Genomic DNA, 18,659 nt, shown 5'->3' with positions numbered 1-18,659 from the left:
GCCGGGACCGTGCGGCGCGACGACGGGCGACGAGGGGCGGTCGGGATCGCACGCCCGCGCCGTCGCCTGGGTCACACCCGTGCCATCCTAGGCCGATCGCCTGGGAGTCCGGCACGGGTTCGCGACGGACGAAACCGCTCCGGCGCCGTGAGCGGGCGTTTGGCCCCGACTCGCCGCGTGCACGGGGCCAGGAGCCCGGTCACAGCGTCTCGTGGTCGCGGCCCTGGCCGGGGGCGAGATCGGCGGCGGCGCGGTCGGCGAGCTCGGCGCCCGCCGCGCCGTACAGGTGGAAGACGGCGTCCGCGCCGTGCCGGCGCAGCTCGGCGGCGTCCTCGTCGTAGCGGGCGATCGCCGCCACCCGGCCGGCGAAGCCCACCGCGCGCAGCCGGGCCAGGGCGATGAGGTTCGCCTTGTGGAACGGCATCGCGAGCACGGCGAGACGCACCTGACCGGCCCGCTTCACCCGGGCCCAGAACTCGGAGTCCGTGGCGTCCGCGGGGACGACGGCGATCCCTTCGTCGCGGAGCGCCGCGACCCGCGTGCGGTCGTGCTCGACCCCCATGACCGACAGGCCGTGCACGTCGCGCAGCCGCCGGTACGTGGCGGAGCCCACCCGCCCCAGGCCGAGGACGACGGCGTCGGCCCGGCCGATGTCGACGGGCCGGTCGTCGGGGTGCAGCTTGTCGACGTCCCGGCGCGGCAGGAGCCCGGTGAGCCGGGCGGCGAGCTCCACCCCGCGCCGGTTGACGATCGCCGAGACGACGAAGCTCGCCGCGACCGCCAGGGACACGATCACCGTCCACTCCTCGTCGAGGAGGCCCGCCGTCGCGCCGAACGCGACGACGATGATGCCGAACTCCGAGAAGTTGCCGAGGGCGAGCCCGGCGAGGAACGAGGTGCGGCGACGCAGCCGCATCAGCCACAGCAGCACGGCGTAGCCGGCCGCCTGGAGGGGCAGGAGCAGGAGCAGGAGGCCGGCGAGCGCCAGGTCGACCGGGGCGGGCATCCCGTGCAGCCCGATCTGCAGGAAGAACGCGACGAGAGCGAGGTCCTTGACCGTGAGCAGGGAGCGGGAGAGCTCGGTGGCCCGCGGGTGCCCGGCGAGCAGCGCACCCATGACGAGCGCTCCCAGGTCGCCCGACAGCCCGACCGCATCGAACAGCCAGAAGCCGGGCACGAGGGCGACGAACGCGCCGAACAGCGCCTGCAGCTCGCCGTGCCCGGCCCGGTCCCAGACCCGGCGCAGCACCCAGGCGCCGGGGATCAGGCCGACGACGGCGAGCGCCCACGGGCTGGGCGGCTCCCCCGTCGAGACGGCGAGGAACGCCACCGCGACGACGTCCTGGACCACGAGCACGCCGACGGCGATGCGCCCGTACAGCGCCGTCGTGTCGGAACGGTCCTCGAGCACCTTGACGACGAAGACCGTCGAGGAGAACGACAGCGCCAGCCCGACGAGCGCCAGGGAGCCGAGCGACTCGTCGGCGAGCAGCCGGATCCCGACGACGGCGAGCAGGCCGAGGAACCCGACCGCGACGGCGACGCTCAGCACCAGGTGCGCCACGGTCGTGAGCCAGATCTCCGGGCGCAGCAGCGAGCGGACGTCGAGCTTCAGCCCGATCGCGAACAGCAGGAGCGCCACGCCCAGCTCGGCGACGGTCTCCAGGCCGGGCAGCTCCGGGGCTCCGGCCGCCCCGAGCGCGAACCCGGCGGCGAGGAAGCCGACCAGCGGCGGCAGCCGCAGGAGCGTCGCCGCCAGACCGCCCACCAGCGCCGCGGCGAGGTACAGCACGGCCGTGGCCATCTGCGCTCCTGACCTTCTCCGGTCCCGACCGACGCGGGTTCCCCGACGTCGTGGCGCCGATCCTACGAGCGCAGGGTGCCCGGCGCCCTATGCCGCGCGCACGGCCCCGGCCAGCGCGGGTGCGAGCTCGCCCACCGGCGCGACCGCCGTCGTCCCGAGCCCGAGCCAGCCCGCGAGCACGGCCAGCTCGGCGCCCAGCGCCGCCGCGGTGTCGGGGCCGGCGTGAGCGGTGGGGTGCACCGCCTGGACGCGCAGGACGCCCGCCTGCCGGTCGGCCTTGAGGTCGACGAACGCCGTGATCGCGTCGCCCTCGAGGAACGGCAGCACGTAGTACCCGAGCACCCGCTGCGGAGCGGGCACGTAGATCTCGATCCGGTAGAACACGTCGAAGAGCGCCTCGAGCCGCCGCCGCTCCCACACGAGCGGGTCGAACGGGCTGAGCAGGGTGCGCGCCTGTGCCCGGCGAGGCACGCGCGCGTCCCGGTGCCGGTAGGTGGGCTCGTCCCAGCCGCGCACCTCGACCGGCACGAGGACGCCGTCCTCGACCAGCTCGTCCCGGGCCCGGCGCACGGCCGGGCCGCGCAGGCGGAAGTAGTCGGCGAAGCAGCGGACCGTGCCCACGCCGTGAGCCCGCGCGCCGAGCTCCAGCAGCCGCCGCACCGCCTCGTCCGCGGGCACCGGTCCCGCCGCGCGGACCGCGGGCGGCAGCACGCGCTCCGGCAGGTCGTAGCAGCGCTCGAACGCGGTGTTGCGTCGCGCGGCCATCACCTCGCCGGTGAAGAACAGGAACTCGAGGCACCGCTTGGCCATCGTCCAGTTCCAGCCCCACTCCTCGCGGGAGCGCGGGCCGGACCGCCCCGTGGCGACCAGCTCGTCGTGGATCTCGCGGGCTGTCACCGGTCCCCGCTCGGCGACCAGCTGCCGCACCAGGTCCATCTCGGCGGCGTGGGCCAGCGGCGCCCCGGCGATGGTGCCCCAGGCCTCGTCGAGATAGTTGCGCCGCCGCCACTCGAGCAGCGGGTACGTCGTGGCCGGCACGAACGAGGCCACGTGCGCCCACGTCTCCACGATCCTGCGCGGCGCCCGCCCCGCCGCCCGGTCCAGCAGCCCGACGTCGTACGGCCCGAGCCGCGAGTACAGCGGCATCAGGTGCGCCCGCGCCAGCACGTTCACGGAGTCGATCTGCAGCAGGTTCAGCTGCTCCACGGTCGCCATCGCCCGGCGCATCGTCACGCCGCCGGCTCCGGACACAGGGCCGGCCAGGTCCGGTCGGGCGCGGTGCAGCCCCTGGGCGCCGAGGGCGACACGGCGGGCCTGCGCGAGCGAGAGGGAGTCCACCCGGCCATCCTGCCGACCCCCACCGACAGCGGGCGACCCAAGCGCTCGACCCGCCGCCCCGGTGATTCCCCCGGGCGCCACCGTCGTCCCGACGAGCGCGACCCGCGACGACCGCAGGCGAGCAGAAAGGGCGGGTAGGGCTTCTTCGCGGCGACGTATCCCTCCCGAAGGGGAGGGCGCCCTGGCGCCCGTGAACGCGTCCCCGCGAAGAAGCCCTACCCGCCCTGACCGCGACCTCGGCGGTCGGACCGCAACCACGGTGGCGGTCAGGACCAGATCACGTCAGCTCGGTCACCGGCTCCACGCCGCCGACGGTCGAGTCCAGCTCGATGACGCCGTACGTCCAGCCCCGACGGCGGTAGACCGCGGACGGACGGGCCGTCTCCTTCGAGATGAAGAGGAAGAAGTCGTGCCCCACCATCTCCATCTGGTAGACGGCGTCGTCGACGGTCATCGGCTCTGCGTGGTGCAGCTTGCGCCGGATCACCACCGGGGAGTCGCCGAGCTGCTCCTCGACGGCGTCACCGGGCTCGGCGAGCGCGACGGGTGCGGTCGGCTGGGCCGCGGTCTCGGTGGCCGCGACCTCGTCGTAGGGGCGGACGTCCACGGACGGGAGGACGCCGTTGGCACGGCGGCGGTGGTCCTTGCGGCGGTCGCGCGATCGGCGCAACCGTTCGGTGAGCTTGTCCAACGCGATGTCGAGGGCACCGAACCGGTCGTCCGCCGCGGCCTCCGCGCGGATCACGGGCCCCTTGTCGTGCACGGTGAGCTCGACCCGCTCTCGGACCTCGGAGAGCCGCGGGTTGTTCTCGCGCGTCACTTCCACGTCCACCCGGCGAGCGGCCGGTGCGAGCTGGGTGACCTTGCTCAGCTTGTCCTCCACGTGCCGGCGGAACCTGTCCGCCACCTCCGTGTGCCTGCCGACGACGACGATCTCCATCGTGTTGCTCCACTTCGTCGTGAGGCCGCCCACTGCTCGAGCGACCCGAGTTGTCTGTCTGGGCACCCCGTCCGGGGCACCGTGCTCGGCACCACCTCCCGGGTCGCCGGACGTCCGTCCGGACCGCTCGTGGGTCGCACGGGCGAGCGTCCCGGACCGAGGTCTCGGGGGCGGTTCGCCCGCGTGGGACCCTCAGGCTAACCCCCTCCCGTGCGCCAGGTACACCGGGGGCGCGAGGAGGTTCCTCACGTCTTTCGTGACGGCCCCCGGAGGTGGGGTCGCGGCCAGCACGAGGGCCCCGAGGACGTCCGCCCCGACGTCCTCGAGGGCGCGTTCCGCGGCTGCGAGCGTGGAACCGGTGGTGACCACGTCGTCGACGAGCAGGACGGCGGGACGGGCCCCGCCGGCGCGGGCGAGCGCCCGGTCGCGCGCGGCCACGGACCCGGTGAGGTTGCGTGCGCGGGCGCGGGCGCCGAGCCCTACCTGGTCGCGCCCGCGGCCGCGCCGGGCCAGCGCCGGGACGACCGTCGCGGCGAGCCCGGCGTCGCGCAGCCCGTCCGCGGCGGCACGGGCGAGGACGCGCACGTGGTCGCGTCCGCGGGCGCGCCGGGACGCCGCCGTGGAGGGTGCGCCGACGACGAGCAGGGGCCGCCCGGCGACGGCGCGCGCCGCGGTCGCGGCGACGGCGCGTGCCGCGGTCCGCACCGGGGGTCCGACGAGCCGGTCGAGGTCGGTGCGTCCACGGTCCTTCCAGGCCACGACGACCTCCCGCACCGGCCCGCCGTAGGCCGCGAGCGCCCAGACCGGCAGCACGGGGACGCCGTCGAGCCGGTCCAGGCGCGGGGCCGCCGCCTCGACGCGGACCGGCGGCCCGACGAGCAGCGCCTCGCAGGTGGGGCACCAGGGCACGTCGAGCGCGCCGCAGCCGGGGCACGACACCGGCACGACGAGGCGGCCGAGCTCGCGGAGCCACCGCACGGGCGGCGCGGTCGTCGTCGGGGGCATGTCTGCAGCGTGCCGCGCCTGCGGGACGCGGCGGGCGTGCTCGCCGCGTCCTGGGGACGACGGCGGCCTGGGGGCAGCGTCGGGCCCTCGTCGCCGTGCGGCGGTGTCGGTGTCGGTGTCGGTGTCGGTGTGGGCGTCGTCGGCCGGGCCGTCAGCCCGGGTAGGCGACCAGGTCGACGTCGTCGGACACCATCGACCACAGCGCGGAGCTCTGCCGCGAGTACAGGGTGCCGCCGCTGTCGATGGCGAGCATGGCCCCCGTACCGACGGACGCCGTCACGGAGCGCGGCTCCGGGACGCCGGGCTGCGCCCGGGACAGCCCGCCCTGGCCGGAGAGCCCACCGACGCCGGTGAGGAAGACCGCGTCGTCGCCGTCGGCCTCCTGGCCGATCAGGGCGAGCGCCGCCTCGTCCTGCCACACCGCCTGCGTCACCTGGCGCACGGAGGCCCCGACCTGCACGGGCGCCGAGAGTCCGGTCGGGACGTTCTCGGCGTCGCGGACCACGCCTGCCACGTGCACCAGACGACCGCTGGGGCCGGAGCTGACGATCGCGACGCGGGCGCCCTCCGGCGACACGTGCACCGACCGGATGGTCCGCGACGACAGCCAGTCGACGTCCAGGGTCCGCACCGCGCCCGACGGCATCGCCACGAGGAGGTCCGCGCCCTGCGCGCTCCACACGGCGCTGAACCGGTCGACGGAGGGCGGCGCGAGCTTCGCGCCGGACAGCAGCACGTCGGGCGCGTCGTCGCCGGTGACGCGGACGATGCGCTCCGTGCCGTCGCGCACCACGACCGGCTCGTCGCCGGGGCCGGCGGCGAGGGCCGTCGGGTCGAGGCCGTCGAGCGCGACGGGCTCGTCCGGCTCGCGCAGCTCCCGCCCGACGACACGCACGAGCGTGCCGTCGGAGACGGCGAGCGCCTCCCCCGACGTCCGGGGCGTGGAGATCGAGTCGGCCGCGCGGGTCGTGAGCGGCGTGTTCTGGTCGGAGAGGACGACGGTGCGCCCTTCGCCCTCGGCGAGCGACGCCTGCAGCTGCGCGGTCGCGAGCGCCCTCTGGTCGGCGCTGGCCTGCGAGATCGTGGACGTGAGGCTCACGTCGATGGTGCCGTCGTCGGTCACCGTCACCGCGTCGATGGCGAGCGACGTGCCCTCGGGGATGACCGTCGTCGTCGAGTCCTGCAGCCACTCGGGCGGGCCGGCGAGGATCTCGCTGGTCGCGTCGGTGCGCCAGGTCTGGCGCGGGAACCACCGCATGTCGGGCACCCACCAGGCGAGGTCGGGCGTCGGGAAGTAGAGGGTCGTCGGGTGGAACGCCTGGCCGAAGAACGCGGCCGGGAGCATGAGACCGTCCTCGAGCTGGGAGATGCGCCACTCCCCGCCCGCACCGCGCGACAGGCCGAAGGACACCACGAACTCGTTGGTCCGCGCCTCTTCGGTGTACATCCCGCGGTCGTCGAGCGTCGCGACCACGCGCACGGTCGCGTCGACGGTCGTCTCCGTCGCGTCCGCGGGGACGTCGGCGAGGTCCAGCTCGGGGTCCTCCTCCAGCACGAGCACGCGCGCGTACCGGTCCCAGCCCTCCCACGCCTCGTCCGTGACGTACTCCTGCGCGACGGCGAACGACGAGCTCGACGTGGGGCCGAGCTGCGCCACGCTGAGGAAGCCCTGCACCACCTGGTCCGGGCTGGCGCCGGCCGCCGGTCCGGACGCGATGTAGCCGATCTCGCTGATGTTCTCCAGCTCGGTGTCGCCGTCGCGCACCGGCCCGTTCGTGGGGATGCGCGCGCACGCGACGGTCACCGCGAGCACGGTCAGGACGGTGACGAGGGCGGCGGGCAGGCCGCCGGCCCGGCGGCGCGGGCGGCGCACCTGCCCGGGGGCGCGGGACGTCGTCATCGGACCTCCTCCTCGGCGTCCGGCCGGCCGGACGGGACGGGGGCGTGGGCGATGTCCACGCCGTCGGCGTCCACGACCCCGAGCTCGGGGATGGCGGTGGGGGTGGGGCCGGTCGGCGGGTTCACGACCGGCAGCTGACCGGTGGGCGGGGCCGTGACCCCGGTCGACGGGCCCTCGAGCGGCAGGGGCGAGCCCTGCAGGCGGATCCCGGCGCGCCGCGGCAGCGTGAGCCGGAAGCTCGCGCCCTCCCCGAGCCGCCCCCACGCCTCGAGGCGGCCCGCGTGCAGGCGCGCGTCCTCGAGGGAGATCGCGAGGCCCAGCCCGGTGCCTCCGGTGGTGCGGGCGCGGGCGGGGTCCGCGCGCCAGAAGCGGTGGAAGACGCGGTCGATGTCCTCGGGCGCGAGCCCCACGCCGTGGTCGCGCACGACGACGGCGACCGCGTCGGCGTCGACCCCGACGGTGACCTCGACCGGCTTGCCCTCGGCGTGCTCGACGGCGTTCACCACGAGGTTGCGCACGATGCGCTCGACGCGCCGCGGGTCGACGTCCGCCGTCGCGGGCTCGTCGGGGAGCGTCACCGAGAGGAAGACGTGCTTGGACTCGGCGAGCGGCATCGAGGTGTCCGCCACGGCCGCGACGACGTCGCGCAGGTCGCGCTGCTCGACGTCGAGCACGGCCGCGCCGGCGTCGAACCGGCTGATCTCGAGCAGGTCGGTGAGCAGGATCTCGAAGCGGTCGAGCTGCGTGTACAGCAGCTCGGCGGAGCGGCGGGCGGCGGGGTCGAGCTCGTCGCGGGAGGCGTGGATGACCTCGCCCGCCATCCGGATCGTCGTCAGCGGCGTGCGAAGCTCGTGCGAGACGTCGGAGACGAAGCGCCGCTGCGCCGCGGAGAGCTCCTCCATCCGCGCGATCTGGTCCTCGAGGTTCCCGGCCATCTCGTTGAACGTGCGGGTGAGGGTGGCCATCTCGTCCTGGCCCTTGGCGTCCGGGAGCCGCTCGTCCAGGTGGCCGTCGGCGAGCCGCGACGCGACCGTCGCGGCGCGGCGCACGGGCGCGACGGTCTGCCGGGTCACGACCCACGTGAGCGCGCCGAGCAGCGCGAGGATCGCGAGCGCGCCGAGCGAGAGGGTGCGCTGCACGAACGACAGCGTCTCCTGCTCGGCCTGCAGGGAGTAGATCGCGTACAGCTCGTACGTGCCGATGGACGGCACCTCGACCGTCGTCCCGACGATCACGCCCGGCTCCGGCACCTCGGTGTCGGTGAACTCGGCGGGGATCTGCACGGACTGCAGCACCTGGCCGTCCGACGCGCGGGTCGCCTCGCGCAGGTCTTCGCCGATGATGGCCTTGAGCTCCGGCTGGGTGCCCGTGTCGGCGAGCCGCTGCGGCTGGTCGGGGGTGCTGAGGAGCAGGAAGTCCTGCGCGCTGGACGCGCCCGCCGCGAGGGTGCGCACCATCTGCGTCAGGAGGAGCTGCACGTCGGAGGCCGACGTCGCGGGCGAGGTGTCGAAGGCGCTGCGGACCTGCTCGGTCATCGAGGCGTTCTCGCGCTCGATGCGGTCCACGCGCTGCTCGTACAGCCCGTCGCGGATCGAGACGGACAGGTAGAGGCCGAGCAGCGCGACCGCGACGACGCCGAGCGCGAGCGCCGAGGTCACGACCCGCAGCTGCAGGGACGACCGCCACCGCCGGACCAGGTACCGGGTCCGCGAGACGGTCCAGGCGCGCCACCGCCGCCACGTCCGGCGGACGCGGCGCGCGGCGGGCTCAGCGCGGGGCACCGGCCTTGTAGCCCACGCCGCGCACGGTCAGCACGACCGTCGGGTTCTCGGGGTCGCGCTCCACCTTGGAGCGCAGGCGCTGCACGTGCACGTTGACCAGGCGGGTGTCGGCGCTGTGCCGGTAGCCCCAGACCTTCTCGAGCAGCACCTCGCGCGTGAACACCTGCCAGGGCTTGCGGGCCAGCGCCACGAGCAGGTCGAACTCCAGCGGGGTGAGGCTGATGCGCTCGCCGTCGCGCACCACGTTGTGGCCGGTGACGTCGATCTCGACGTCGCCGATGCGCAGCCGCTCGGGGCCGGGGTCGTCGTTGCGGCGCAGCCGGGTGCGGATGCGGGCGACGAGCTCCTTGGGCTTGAACGGCTTCGTCACGTAGTCGTCGGCGCCGGACTCGAGGCCGAGCACGACGTCGACCGTGTCGGTCTTGGCGGTGAGCATGATGATCGGGACGCCGGACTCGGCGCGGATCTCGCGGGCGACCTCGATGCCGTCCTTGCCGGGCAGCATGAGGTCGAGCAGGACGAGGTCGGGCTGCTCGTCGCGGAAGGCGACGAGGGCTCCGTCGCCGTCGGCGCAGAACGTCGGCTCGAACCCCTCGGACTTCAGGACGATACCGATCATCTCGGACAGCGCAGTGTCGTCGTCGACCACCAGGACACGGGACTTCATGCACCCATTCTGCCAGGCACGGCGCAAGGTCCGGTGGAAAGCCGCATGAGCGAGCGGGCGCGCCGTACTAGGGTCGGGGCGACCGGCGTCACACCCGGTCCTCCAGCACTCCACCAGCACAGCCCCGACAGTCCCGTCCGCCGACGCCGCGTCGGCACGACCCGACCGCCCTGCAGCCCGGGAGGCCGCGATGAGCACGCCCGACCAGCCCCAGCCGTCCTCCGGCTGGGGCGACGCCCCCGAGCCGCCCCGCTACGGCCAGCGCGCGCCCGAGGGCGCCCCGCAGCCGCCCGCCTACGGGCAGGGCGGGCAGCAGTACGGGCAGGGCCAGTACGGCCAGCAGTACGGGCAGGGCCAGTACGGCCAGCAGTACGGGCAGGCTCAGTACGGGCAGCAGTACGGCCCGCGGCCGCCGAGCGCCCCGGCGGCGACGAAGCCCGGCATCGTGCCGCTGCGCCCGCTGTCGCTCGGCGAGATCTACGACGGCGCGTTCACCGCGATCCGCCACAACCCGAAGGTGATGCTCGGCGCCGCCACGCTCGTGATCCTCGTGGCGACCGTCCTCGGCGTGCTGATCGCGCAGCTCATCGTGCCGACGTTCTCGTCGTCGTTCTCGTCGCTGACCGAGGCCGACCCGGAGCTCGCCGAGCTCGGGTTCGACAACCTCGTCGCGCAGTCCCTCGCGTCGTCCCTCGGCATGAGCGTGACCCTGCTGCTCGCCCAGCCCGTGGTGGAGGGCATCCTCACCGTCTCGGTGAGCCAGTCGGTCATCGGCCGCAAGCTGAGCCTCGGCGAGGTCTGGGAGCGGCTGCGCGGGCGCGTCGGCCGCCTCATCGGCTGGGCCCTGCTGCGCTCGCTCGCCGGCGCCGTCGGGACGTTCGTCTGGTTCTTCGTCCTGGTCCTGCTCGTCGCCCTCGTGAGCGAGCAGTCCACCGGGGCCGCCATCGGCCTCGGGCTCCTGCTCGGCGCCGGGTTCGTCGTCCTCCTCGTGTGGCTGGGGGTGCGGCTCGGGCTCGTCGCGCCCGCGCTGGCGCTGGAGGGTCAGGGCCTGGGGAGCACGATCGCGCGCGCCTGGCGGCTGACGCGCGGGTCCTTCTGGCGCCTGTTCGGCATCTACCTGCTCGCGATGATCATCGTGAGCGCCGCCGCGTACATCATCACGATCCCCCTCAGCTTCGTCGCCGGCATGATCGGCGGCACCGGCGGGAGCACGGAGGCGTTCACCACGGCCACGGTCGTCGCGACCGTGCTGTCGTCGGTCATCTCGGCCGCGATCACCACGATCTTCGTGGCCTCGGTCGTCGCGCTGCTCTACATCGACGTGCGGATGCGCCGCGAGGGCCTGGACGTGCAGCTCGCCGCCGCGGCGCAGGCGTCCGACGGCGGGCGGCCGGGTGGCGAGCCCGGCGCCCGGCCCGGTCCGCCGCCCGGCATGCTCGCGTGAGCGGCGCGTCGGCGGTGGTGCACGGGGTCGTGACGACCCTGGTGGCCCACGTGCCCGCCGGCGTGCCCGTGGACCCCGACCGGGAGACGGCGCACCGCTGGCTCCTGGAGGAGCTGTCGCGACCCGAGTACTCCACGGAGCCGTCGCTCCTGGAGCGCCTGCTCACCTGGCTCGGCGACCTGTTCGACGGCCTGACCCTCGGCGAGGGGCGGTTCCCGCTCGCGTTCGTGGTCGTCGTGGTCCTGGTGCTCGTCGCCGCGCTCGCCTGGTGGGTGGCCGGGCCCGTGCGCCTCGCGCGCCGCCGGCGCCGCTCCGTCGTCGTGCTCGACGGCGACGAGCGCACCGCGGCCGAGCTGCGGGCGTCCGCCGACGCCGCGGCGGCCCGCGGCGACTGGTCCGCGGCCGTGCTGGACCGCTTCCGCGCGCTCGTGCGCTCCCTGGAGGAGCGCGTGGTGCTGGACGACCGCCCGGGCCGGACGGCGCAGGAGGCCGCGCACGACGCCGCCGCCCGGCTGCCCGCCGTCGCCGCCGAGCTGCACGACGCGGCCCGTCTGTTCGACGACGTCTGCTACGGCACGCTCCCCGCCGGACCGGACGACGACCGGCGTCTGCGCGACCTCGACGAGCGGGTGCGCGGGCTGCGGCCCGAGCCCCTCGCGGCCGCCGCGCCCGGCGGGGTGGGGGCGCCGTGACGGCTCCGACGCAGACCACGCCGGGCCCGACCCAGGGCCGGTCCCAGGGCACGGTCCAGGCCGCGACGCCGGGTGCCGGGTCGCCGGACGCCGTGCTCTCGCCGGTCGTGACGGGTGACGGCACCACCGGCCGCGGCCGCACCGCCGACCGCTGGCGCCGGGCCCGCTGGACGCTGCTGGTGCTCGGGGTGCTCGCGCTCGTGGTGGCCGTGCTCGCCGTGCAGCGCCCGGTCACCTCCGCCACCCCGTACGCCCCCGACAACGCGCAGCCGAACGGCGCCCGCGCCGTCGCGCAGGTGCTGGGGCGGCAAGGGGTCGAGGTCCGCCATGTCACCCGCGTCGCGGACGCCGTCGCGGCGGCCGGCGCGGGCACCACGCTGCTCGTGACGCCCGGGAGCCTGCTGCTGCCCGAGCAGGTCGACGCCCTGGCGGGCGTCGACGCGGACCTGGTGCTGCTCGGCGCCGACGACGAGCTGGTGCGCGCGGCCACCGACGGCGCCGTGAGCCGCACGCCCGGGGCCGCAGCCCCGGCGTTCGCCGTCGAGCCGTCGTGCGACCTGCCGCTCGCCACGCGCGCCGGCGCGCTGGCTCTCGCGCCGGGCCTGCGGGCCGAGCCCGGGGCCACCGACGTGACGCTGTGCTGGCCGGTCGACGGGTCGGCGGCGCTGGCGCGCGTCGAGCTGCCCGGGTCCGCGGGCGGACGGTTCGTGACCGCCGTCGACGACCCGTCCTTCGTCACCAACGGCACGGTGCTGGACGACGGCGACGCGGCACTCGCGCTCGGCCTGCTCGGTGCGCAGGAGACGCTCGTGTGGCTCGTGCCCGACCCGCTCGACACGAGCTCGACCGGCGAGGCCGGCGCCCCGTCCGCCGGCGCCGGGATCCTGCCGCCCTGGGCGGGCGTCGTCGGTCTCTGGGCGCTGCTGGTCGTGCTCGTCGCCGCCGTGTGGCGGGCGCGCCGGCTGGGCCCGCTGGTCGCGGAGGAGCTGCCCGTCGTGGTGCGCGCCGCCGAGACCACCCGCGGCCGCGGCCGCCTCTACCGGCGGGCCAGGTCCCGTGGCCACGCCGCCGCGGGTCTGCGCGCCGCCACCGCCGAGACCGTCGCGCGCCGCCTGGGCGTGCCCCGGTCCGCCGACGCCACGGCGCTCACCGACGCCGTCGCCCGCGCCAGCGGCCGGTCCGCCCACGACGTGGCCGACCTCCTGTACGGCCCACCACCCCACGACGACGACGCGCTCACCGAGCTCGCGCGTCGGCTCGACACCCTGGAGAGCGAGGTCCACCGATCGTGACGACCCCCGACGAGAACCCGCAGGGCACACCGCCCGCGGCCCCTGTCGAGACCACTGCGTCAACCACCACGTCGACCACCGCGTCGGCCCCCACCCCGGGCGACCCCGCGCCCCCGCAGGCGCCCACGGCCCCGGAGGCCGCCGCCGTCGGCTCCCCCTCTCGCGAGCTGCGCGGCGCGCTCGCCGGGGTGCGCAGCGAGGTCGGCAAGGCGGTCGTGGGCCAGGACTCCGCGGTGACGAGCCTGCTCATCGCGCTGCTCTGCTCCGGCCACGTGCTGCTCGAGGGCGTGCCCGGGGTCGCGAAGACGCTGCTGGTGCGGGCGCTCGGCGCGTCGCTCGACCTGTCGACGAAGCGCGTGCAGTTCACGCCCGACCTCATGCCCGGCGACGTCACCGGCTCCCTCGTCTACGACGCGCGCACGGCCGAGTTCTCGTTCCGCGAGGGGCCGGTCTTCACGAACCTGCTGCTCGCGGACGAGATCAACCGCACGCCCCCGAAGACGCAGGCGTCCCTGCTCGAGGCGATGGAGGAGCGGCAGGTGTCCGTCGACGGCACGCCGCGCCCCCTGCCGGACCCGTTCGTCGTCATCGCCACGCAGAATCCGGTGGAGCACGAGGGCACGTACCCGCTGCCGGAGGCGCAGCTCGACCGCTTCCTGCTCAAGGTGGTGCTCCCCGTCCCGGAGCGCGAGCAGGAGATCGAGGTCCTGGCCCGGCACGCCGCCGGGTTCGACCCGCGCGACCTGGGCGCCGCGGGCGTCCGGGCGGTCGCGGGCACCGAGCAGCTCGCCGCCGCGCGCGCCGAGGTGCGGCAGGTCCAGGTGGCGCCCGAGGTGCTCGGCTACGCCGTGGACCTGTGCCGCGCCACCCGCCGCTCCCCCTCGCTCTCGCTCGGCGTGTCGCCGCGTGGCGCGACCGCGCTGCTCGCGACGTCGCGCGCCTGGGCCTGGCTGTCCGGGCGCTCGTACGTGACGCCCGACGACGTGAAGGCGCTCGCGCACCCGACGCTGCGGCACCGCGTCCAGCTGCGGCCCGAGGCGGAGCTCGAGGGCGTCACGGCCGAGAGCGTGCTGACGACCGTGCTCGCGACCGTCCCCGTCCCGCGCTGACCGGCACCCGGACATGGCGCTGACGTGGCGCGCCGTCGTGCTGGCGGCGCTCGGGGTGATCCCGGTGGTCCTGTTCCCCGTGCCGGGGACGGTCGTGGTGTGGGGGCTGGTCGTGGCGGCCGTGTGCGCCGTCGACGTCGCCCTCGCCGCGTCCCCGCGCGCGGTCGCGCTCCAGCGCCGGACGCCCCGCTCGGTGCGGCTGGGCACCACGGCCCGCTCGGAGCTGGTGGTCACCAACACCGCACGGCGCCGGCTGCGCGCCGTCGTGCGCGACGCCTGGCCGCCGTCGCTCGTGCCGGACGCGAGCGTGCGCACGGACGGCGCGGGGGCCGGCGAGCCGCTGGTGGCCCGTTCCGCACGGCACGACGTCGACCTGCCGCCCGGCGAGTCCGCGCGCGTGCGCACCCCGCTGCGGCCGACCCGGCGCGGCGACCGCGTCGCCGGGCCCGTGACGGTCCGTTCGTACGGGCCGCTGCGCGTCGCCGCCCGCCAGGCGTCGATCCCGGTGCCGGCCCGGCTGCGCGTGCTCCCCGAGTTCGCCAGCCGGAGGCACCTGCCGTCGCGGCTCGCGCGGCTGCGCGAGATGGACGGGCGGGCCGCCGTGCAGGTGCGCGGCGAGGGCACCGAGTTCGACTCGCTGCGCGAGTACGTGGTGGGCGACGACGTGCGCTCGATCGACTGGCGCGCCACCGCCCGTCGCGGCGACGTCGTCGTGCGCACGTGGCGGCCCGAGCGCGACCGGCGCGTGGTGATCGTGCTCGACACCGGCCGCACGTCCGCCGCGCGGATCGGCACCGCCGCCGCGAGCGACACCGAGCAGGCGCCCGAGGGCGCCGCCGACGCGCCGTCGTCGCTCGGCGGCACCCGGCTGGAGGCCGGCATCGAGGCTGCCCTGCTGCTCGGTGCGCTCGCCGACCGCGCCGGCGACCGCGTCCAGGTGCTGGCGTACGACCGGGCGCTGCGCGCGCGGGTCGCGGGCGCGTCGGGCCCGCGGCTGCTGCCCGCGCTGGCGGAGTCCCTGTCGACCGTCGAGCCCGCCCTGCTGGAGACCGACTGGCCCGGCCTCGTCGGGCAGGTGCGCCAGCGGGTCTCGCAGCGCTCGCTCGTCGTGCTGCTGACGTCGCTCGACCCGGCGGCCGTCGAGACGGGTCTGTTGCCGGTAATCGACCGGCTCTCCGGCACCCACCAGGTGGTCGTCGCCGCCGTCGCCGACGCGGACGCCGCCCGGCTGCGCTCCGACCGGTCGTCCGTGGCCGCGGTCTACGACGCCGCCGCGGCCGCGCGCGCCGACCTCGAGCGTGCCGCCGTCCAGGCCGTGCTGCGCCAGCACGGCGCCGAGGTCGTCGAGGCGCTCCCGGACGACCTCGCGCCCCGGCTCGCCGACACCTACCTCGCGCTGAAGGCCGCCGGCCGGCTCTGACCCGACCGGTGGCGGGCAGGCGGCCGTCAGCCGACCGTGGGCACGACCTCGCCGGCGCGGTCGGCGTCCAGGTCGCCGGTGAGCCCCGCGGCGGTGGCGCGACGGCCCAGCACGACGACGTAGACCCAGAAACCGGCGAGCGCGATCGCGCCGATGACGATCTTGAGCCACCAGGGCAACGTCGAGCCCGTCACGTACCCCTCGATCAGCCCGGACACCGCGAGCGCGCCCGCGAGCCCGATCGCGACGGTCACGAGCGCACGACCCTCCTGCGCCAGCGCGACGGTGCGCGGCCGCGGGCCGGGCGACACCGCCGTCCAGAAGATCTTGAGGCCCGCGGCGCCGGCGACGAACACCGCGGTGAGCTCGAGCAGCCCGTGCGGCGCGATGAGCTGCAGGAACACGTCCAGCTCGTCGTAGGCCGCCATCATGCCGCCGGTGGCGCCCACCCCCACCGCGTTCTGGACCAGCACGAAGGCCGGCCAGACCCCGGTGATGCCGAGGCCCACGCACTGCGCGGCGATCCACGCGTTGTTCGTCCACACCATGGCGGCGAAGGACGCGCCCGGGTCGTAGTACGACGCGAACGCCTCGTTCACGTACGCCTCGCGCTCGGCGGGCGTGCCCATCTGCGCCAGCACGTCCGGGTCCGTGGCGACGCGGTACCCGGCGACGACGGCGAGCGCGAGGCACACCACGACGACGCCGAGCGTCCACCAGCGCACCCGGTACAGCGCCGCGGGCACCGTCACCGCCACGAACCGGACGACGTCGGCCCAGGCCGGCTCGTGCGTGCCCGTGACGCGCACCCGGGCACGGCTCAGGAGGTCCGAGAGCCGGGTGACGAGCACGGGGTCGGGCGCGGCCGACCGCACCGTGGACAGATGCGTCGCGACCGCCTGGTAGAGCCGCACCAGCTCGTCGGCCTCCGCGCCGTCGAGCCGCCGCTTGCGGGTGAGGACGCGCAGGCGCCCCCACTGCGGGCTGTGCACGGCGGTGAAGGCGTCGAGGTCCACGGCCGCTAGCCTTCCACACGGGAGACGTCGCACGAGCGGGGGATGCACATGTCAGTCGGGATCCACGACGGGATCGTCATCGGCGAGGGCGTGGTGCTCGACGCGCGGCCGGCGTCGTTCGTCAGCCGCGCGCTCGCGGCGCTGCTCGACCTCGCGGCGCTCGCGATCGTCGGGATCGCGCTGCTGATCGTGGTCGCCCTGCAGGACGTGTCGATCGACGAGCAGTGGGCCCGGGTGGCCGGCGTCGTGGTGGCGGTGCTCGTGATGGTCGTGGTGCCGACGACGGTCGAGACGCTGAGCCGTGGCCGCTCGCTGGGCAAGCTGATCACCGGGCTCCGCGTGGTGCGCGACGACGGCGGCCCGGTGCGCTTCCGCCATGCCTTCGTGCGGGCGCTGGTGGGCATCGGCGAGCTGTGGCTGACGGTCGGCAGCGTGGCGCTGGTCGCGTCGCTGTCCAACTCCCGCGGCAAGCGGCTCGGCGACCTGCTGGCCGGCACCTACGTCATCCGCGTGCGGGGCGGCCGCGCCCGCACGGTCCCGCTCGCCATGCCGCCGGAGCTGGCTGCCTGGGCCCGCACGGCCGACATCCGGCGGCTGCCCGACGGGCTCGCCCTCGCGGCCCGGCAGCTCCTCGACCGCGCGCCCCGCCTCGCGCCGGCGTCGCGCGCGGGCCTCGCCGACGACCTCGCCGGGCGCGTCGAGCCGTTCGTCGCCCCCGGTCCGCCGCCCGGTACGCCGCCCGAGGCGTTCCTGCACGCCGTCCTGCACGAGCGCCGCGAGCGGGAGCTGGAGCGCGGGACGGCCGAGCAGGAGCGGGCCGAGGCCCGCGCCGCCACCCTGCACCGCCTGCCCTACGCCGTCCCCGACCCGCCCCGCTGACCCCGCCCGCTCACGGCGTCCCGGCGGCGGTCCTCGAAGCGGCCGAAGACGCGCACCAGGCCGAGCAGCACCAGCAGGTACGCCGCGAACCACACCGGGCGGGACGCCCACCAGTCCGCGCCCCACGCGACCGGCAGCTCCTGCCCGAGCCCGAGGAGCGCGACCCCGACGACGGCGAACATCGCGGTGAGGTGCCACAGGTAGACGGTCATCGACCGGCGGGCCAGCGCGCCGACGGCCCGCGCGCCCGCCCCGGTCGCGGCGCGCCGCACGAGCGCGGCGCGGAACAGCAGCACCAGGCAGACCTGCGCGACGGCGTGCGCGACGACGGGCGCCGTGGGCGGGCCGAGGTTGGAGATCTCGTCCCCCGGCATCCCGACGAGGCTGAGCGGGTACGGCCCCGCCGCCACGAGCACGACCGTCGCGGCGACGGCCGCGAGGGCGCCGGCGGCCAGGGCCAGCCGGGCACCGCGACGGGTCAGCGGTCCGGCGGCCGGGTCGGGCACCGGCCGGCGCGGGGCGCTGCGCTCGGCGGCGTAGGCGATCCCGGCCAGGAACGGCGCGGCCCACGTGAGCAGCACGTTGGCCCAGGCGAGCCCACCGGTGAGCTCGCCGGGGAGCCCGAACCGCAGCGCGTCGAGGGTCAGCGGCAGCGCCACGGCGACGACGAGGGCGCCCCACCGCCAGCGCTGCCAGGCCGAGCGGAGCAGAGGCGTGAGCGCCATGAGCACCACCCACACCCCGAGGAACCACAGCAGCTGCGGCGCCATCCGCGCCATCCGCCACACCGCGTCGTCGGGCACCCCGACGGCGAGGAGCGCGGCGACCGCGAGCGCCCACGCGCCGACGAACGCCCCGACGGGCCGGGCCGTCGCCCGCAGCCGGGCGAGGACGGTCCCGCCCCAGCCGCGACCCCCGACGGTCGTGGCGGAGCGCTGGTACCCGGCGGAGGCGCCCGCCGCGAAGAACAGCAGGGCCAAGGGCTGCAGCCAGGTGACGAGCCAGCCGGCGCCGTGGCCGAGCGCGTTGCCGACGAGGAGCGTCCGCCCGTCCCACGTGGCCTCCGCCATCAGCCAGTGCAGCAGCACCACCCCGAGGGTGCCGAGCGCCCGGACGACGTCGACGAACGGGTCCCGCGCCCGCCGCGGCCGTGCCGCCGGGGCGACAGGACGGGGTCGTGCGAGCGGTGCGGTCGGGACCGGTGGTGCGGGGGCGTCGAGGACGGCCACGATGGCTCCTGAGGCTGGGCGACGAGGACCCTTCCAGCCTCGTGACCTGCGACGTCGTCCGACATGGGCCTGGCCCCCTCGCCGCCCGCCGTCTCCCCCGTGCCGGTCCGGGGGACATCCCCCGTCGACCTGTCAGGAGGCGC

At 76.1% G+C, this 18,659-nt stretch carries 15 protein-coding genes; 6 read left to right on the top strand and 9 right to left on the bottom strand.

Annotated features, from left to right (window positions below; translation table 11 throughout):
• Positions 1 to 199: 199 nt before the first annotated feature.
• From ACFQ8Y_RS16610 to mtrA, 7 genes are all read right to left on the bottom strand, one after another.
• Positions 200 to 1,804, bottom strand: a complete 1,605-nt coding sequence (locus tag ACFQ8Y_RS16610; RefSeq protein ID WP_430586185.1) for a cation:proton antiporter — start codon at positions 1,802 to 1,804, stop codon at positions 200 to 202.
• An 87-nt stretch (positions 1,805 to 1,891) separates the two neighbouring features.
• Entirely contained in the window at positions 1,892 to 3,142 is a 1,251-nt protein-coding gene (locus ACFQ8Y_RS16605) for a winged helix-turn-helix domain-containing protein (RefSeq protein WP_430586184.1), read from the bottom strand.
• 277 nt (positions 3,143 to 3,419) lie between these two features.
• Positions 3,420 to 4,082 carry a ribosome hibernation-promoting factor, HPF/YfiA family gene (hpf, locus tag ACFQ8Y_RS16600; RefSeq protein WP_430548993.1) on the bottom strand — a complete coding sequence of 221 codons (663 nt, stop codon included), beginning with the start codon at positions 4,080 to 4,082 and terminating at the stop codon, positions 3,420 to 3,422.
• Positions 4,083 to 4,274: 192 nt separating this feature from the next.
• Entirely contained in the window at positions 4,275 to 5,087 is an 813-nt protein-coding gene (locus ACFQ8Y_RS16595) for a ComF family protein (protein ID WP_430586183.1), read from the bottom strand.
• Between the two features lie 151 nt (positions 5,088 to 5,238).
• Positions 5,239 to 6,987 (bottom strand): LpqB family beta-propeller domain-containing protein, encoded by a 1,749-nt coding sequence (locus tag ACFQ8Y_RS16590; protein WP_430586182.1) that lies wholly within the window; start codon positions 6,985 to 6,987, stop codon positions 5,239 to 5,241.
• Positions 6,984 to 8,768 carry an MtrAB system histidine kinase MtrB gene (mtrB, locus tag ACFQ8Y_RS16585; RefSeq protein ID WP_430548990.1) on the bottom strand — a complete coding sequence of 595 codons (1,785 nt, stop codon included), beginning with the start codon at positions 8,766 to 8,768 and terminating at the stop codon, positions 6,984 to 6,986. Before mtrB ends, ACFQ8Y_RS16590 begins: the two co-directional genes overlap by 4 nt.
• On the bottom strand, positions 8,755 to 9,435 hold the full coding sequence (gene mtrA, locus ACFQ8Y_RS16580) for an MtrAB system response regulator MtrA (RefSeq protein ID WP_429735004.1): 681 nt from the start codon (positions 9,433 to 9,435) through the stop codon (positions 8,755 to 8,757). Before mtrA ends, mtrB begins: the two co-directional genes overlap by 14 nt.
• A 190-nt stretch (positions 9,436 to 9,625) precedes the next feature.
• On the opposite strand from mtrA, the gene ACFQ8Y_RS16575 reads away from it, so the two are divergent.
• The 5 genes from ACFQ8Y_RS16575 (at position 9,626) to ACFQ8Y_RS16555 (ending at position 15,392) form a co-directional block, all read left to right on the top strand.
• Positions 9,626 to 10,879 (top strand): glycerophosphoryl diester phosphodiesterase membrane domain-containing protein, encoded by a 1,254-nt coding sequence (locus ACFQ8Y_RS16575; RefSeq protein ID WP_430586181.1) that lies wholly within the window; start codon positions 9,626 to 9,628, stop codon positions 10,877 to 10,879.
• Entirely contained in the window at positions 10,876 to 11,571 is a 696-nt protein-coding gene (locus tag ACFQ8Y_RS16570) for a DUF4129 domain-containing protein (protein ID WP_430586180.1), read from the top strand. Before ACFQ8Y_RS16575 ends, ACFQ8Y_RS16570 begins: the two co-directional genes overlap by 4 nt.
• Entirely contained in the window at positions 11,568 to 12,863 is a 1,296-nt protein-coding gene (locus ACFQ8Y_RS16565; protein WP_430586179.1) for a DUF4350 domain-containing protein, read from the top strand. Before ACFQ8Y_RS16570 ends, ACFQ8Y_RS16565 begins: the two co-directional genes overlap by 4 nt.
• A gap of 167 nt (positions 12,864 to 13,030) precedes the next feature.
• Positions 13,031 to 13,972: an AAA family ATPase gene (locus tag ACFQ8Y_RS16560; RefSeq protein ID WP_430549039.1), complete on the top strand. Its 942-nt coding sequence runs from the start codon at positions 13,031 to 13,033 to the stop codon at positions 13,970 to 13,972.
• 13 nt (positions 13,973 to 13,985) lie between these two features.
• Positions 13,986 to 15,392, top strand: a complete 1,407-nt coding sequence (locus tag ACFQ8Y_RS16555) for a DUF58 domain-containing protein (RefSeq protein ID WP_430548986.1) — start codon at positions 13,986 to 13,988, stop codon at positions 15,390 to 15,392.
• A gap of 26 nt (positions 15,393 to 15,418) precedes the next feature.
• On the opposite strand, the gene ACFQ8Y_RS16550 is transcribed toward ACFQ8Y_RS16555, so the two are convergent.
• Positions 15,419 to 16,408 (bottom strand): stage II sporulation protein M, encoded by a 990-nt coding sequence (locus ACFQ8Y_RS16550; protein ID WP_430586178.1) that lies wholly within the window; start codon positions 16,406 to 16,408, stop codon positions 15,419 to 15,421.
• A 42-nt stretch (positions 16,409 to 16,450) separates the two neighbouring features.
• Here ACFQ8Y_RS16550 and ACFQ8Y_RS16545 point away from each other — a divergent pair, with 42 nt between their 5' ends.
• Positions 16,451 to 17,287 (top strand): RDD family protein, encoded by an 837-nt coding sequence (locus tag ACFQ8Y_RS16545; RefSeq protein WP_430548984.1) that lies wholly within the window; start codon positions 16,451 to 16,453, stop codon positions 17,285 to 17,287.
• Here the strand turns inward: ACFQ8Y_RS16545 and ACFQ8Y_RS16540 are convergent.
• The gene (locus ACFQ8Y_RS16540) at positions 17,260 to 18,516 is read right to left on the bottom strand and encodes an acyltransferase family protein (protein ID WP_430586177.1); all 1,257 of its coding nucleotides are present in this window, start codon (positions 18,514 to 18,516) and stop codon (positions 17,260 to 17,262) included. The genes ACFQ8Y_RS16545 and ACFQ8Y_RS16540 overlap by 28 nt on opposite strands.
• Positions 18,517 to 18,659: the final 143 nt, after the last annotated feature.

It is taken from the genome of Isoptericola sp. NPDC056605, assembly GCF_042792795.1.
Classification (GTDB): domain Bacteria; phylum Actinomycetota; class Actinomycetes; order Actinomycetales; family Cellulomonadaceae; genus Isoptericola.
This window is presented reverse-complemented; position numbering and strand designations above follow the sequence as displayed.

What these genes read in the sequence shown, in the direction of transcription:
- ACFQ8Y_RS16610 (WP_430586185.1), bottom strand. Translation starts at nt 1,804, where the DNA reads ATGGCCACGGCCGTGCTGTACCTCGCCGCGGCGCTGGTGGGCGGTCTG.
- hpf (WP_430548993.1), bottom strand. Translation starts at nt 4,082, where the DNA reads ATGGAGATCGTCGTCGTCGGCAGGCACACGGAGGTGGCGGACAGGTTC.
- ACFQ8Y_RS16595 (WP_430586183.1), bottom strand. Translation starts at nt 5,087, where the DNA reads ATGCCCCCGACGACGACCGCGCCGCCCGTGCGGTGGCTCCGCGAGCTC.
- ACFQ8Y_RS16590 (WP_430586182.1), bottom strand. Translation starts at nt 6,987, where the DNA reads ATGACGACGTCCCGCGCCCCCGGGCAGGTGCGCCGCCCGCGCCGCCGG.
- mtrA (WP_429735004.1), bottom strand. Translation starts at nt 9,435, where the DNA reads ATGAAGTCCCGTGTCCTGGTGGTCGACGACGACACTGCGCTGTCCGAG.
- ACFQ8Y_RS16575 (WP_430586181.1), top strand. Translation starts at nt 9,626, where the DNA reads ATGAGCACGCCCGACCAGCCCCAGCCGTCCTCCGGCTGGGGCGACGCC.
- ACFQ8Y_RS16555 (WP_430548986.1), top strand. Translation starts at nt 13,986, where the DNA reads ATGGCGCTGACGTGGCGCGCCGTCGTGCTGGCGGCGCTCGGGGTGATC.
- ACFQ8Y_RS16545 (WP_430548984.1), top strand. Translation starts at nt 16,451, where the DNA reads ATGCACATGTCAGTCGGGATCCACGACGGGATCGTCATCGGCGAGGGC.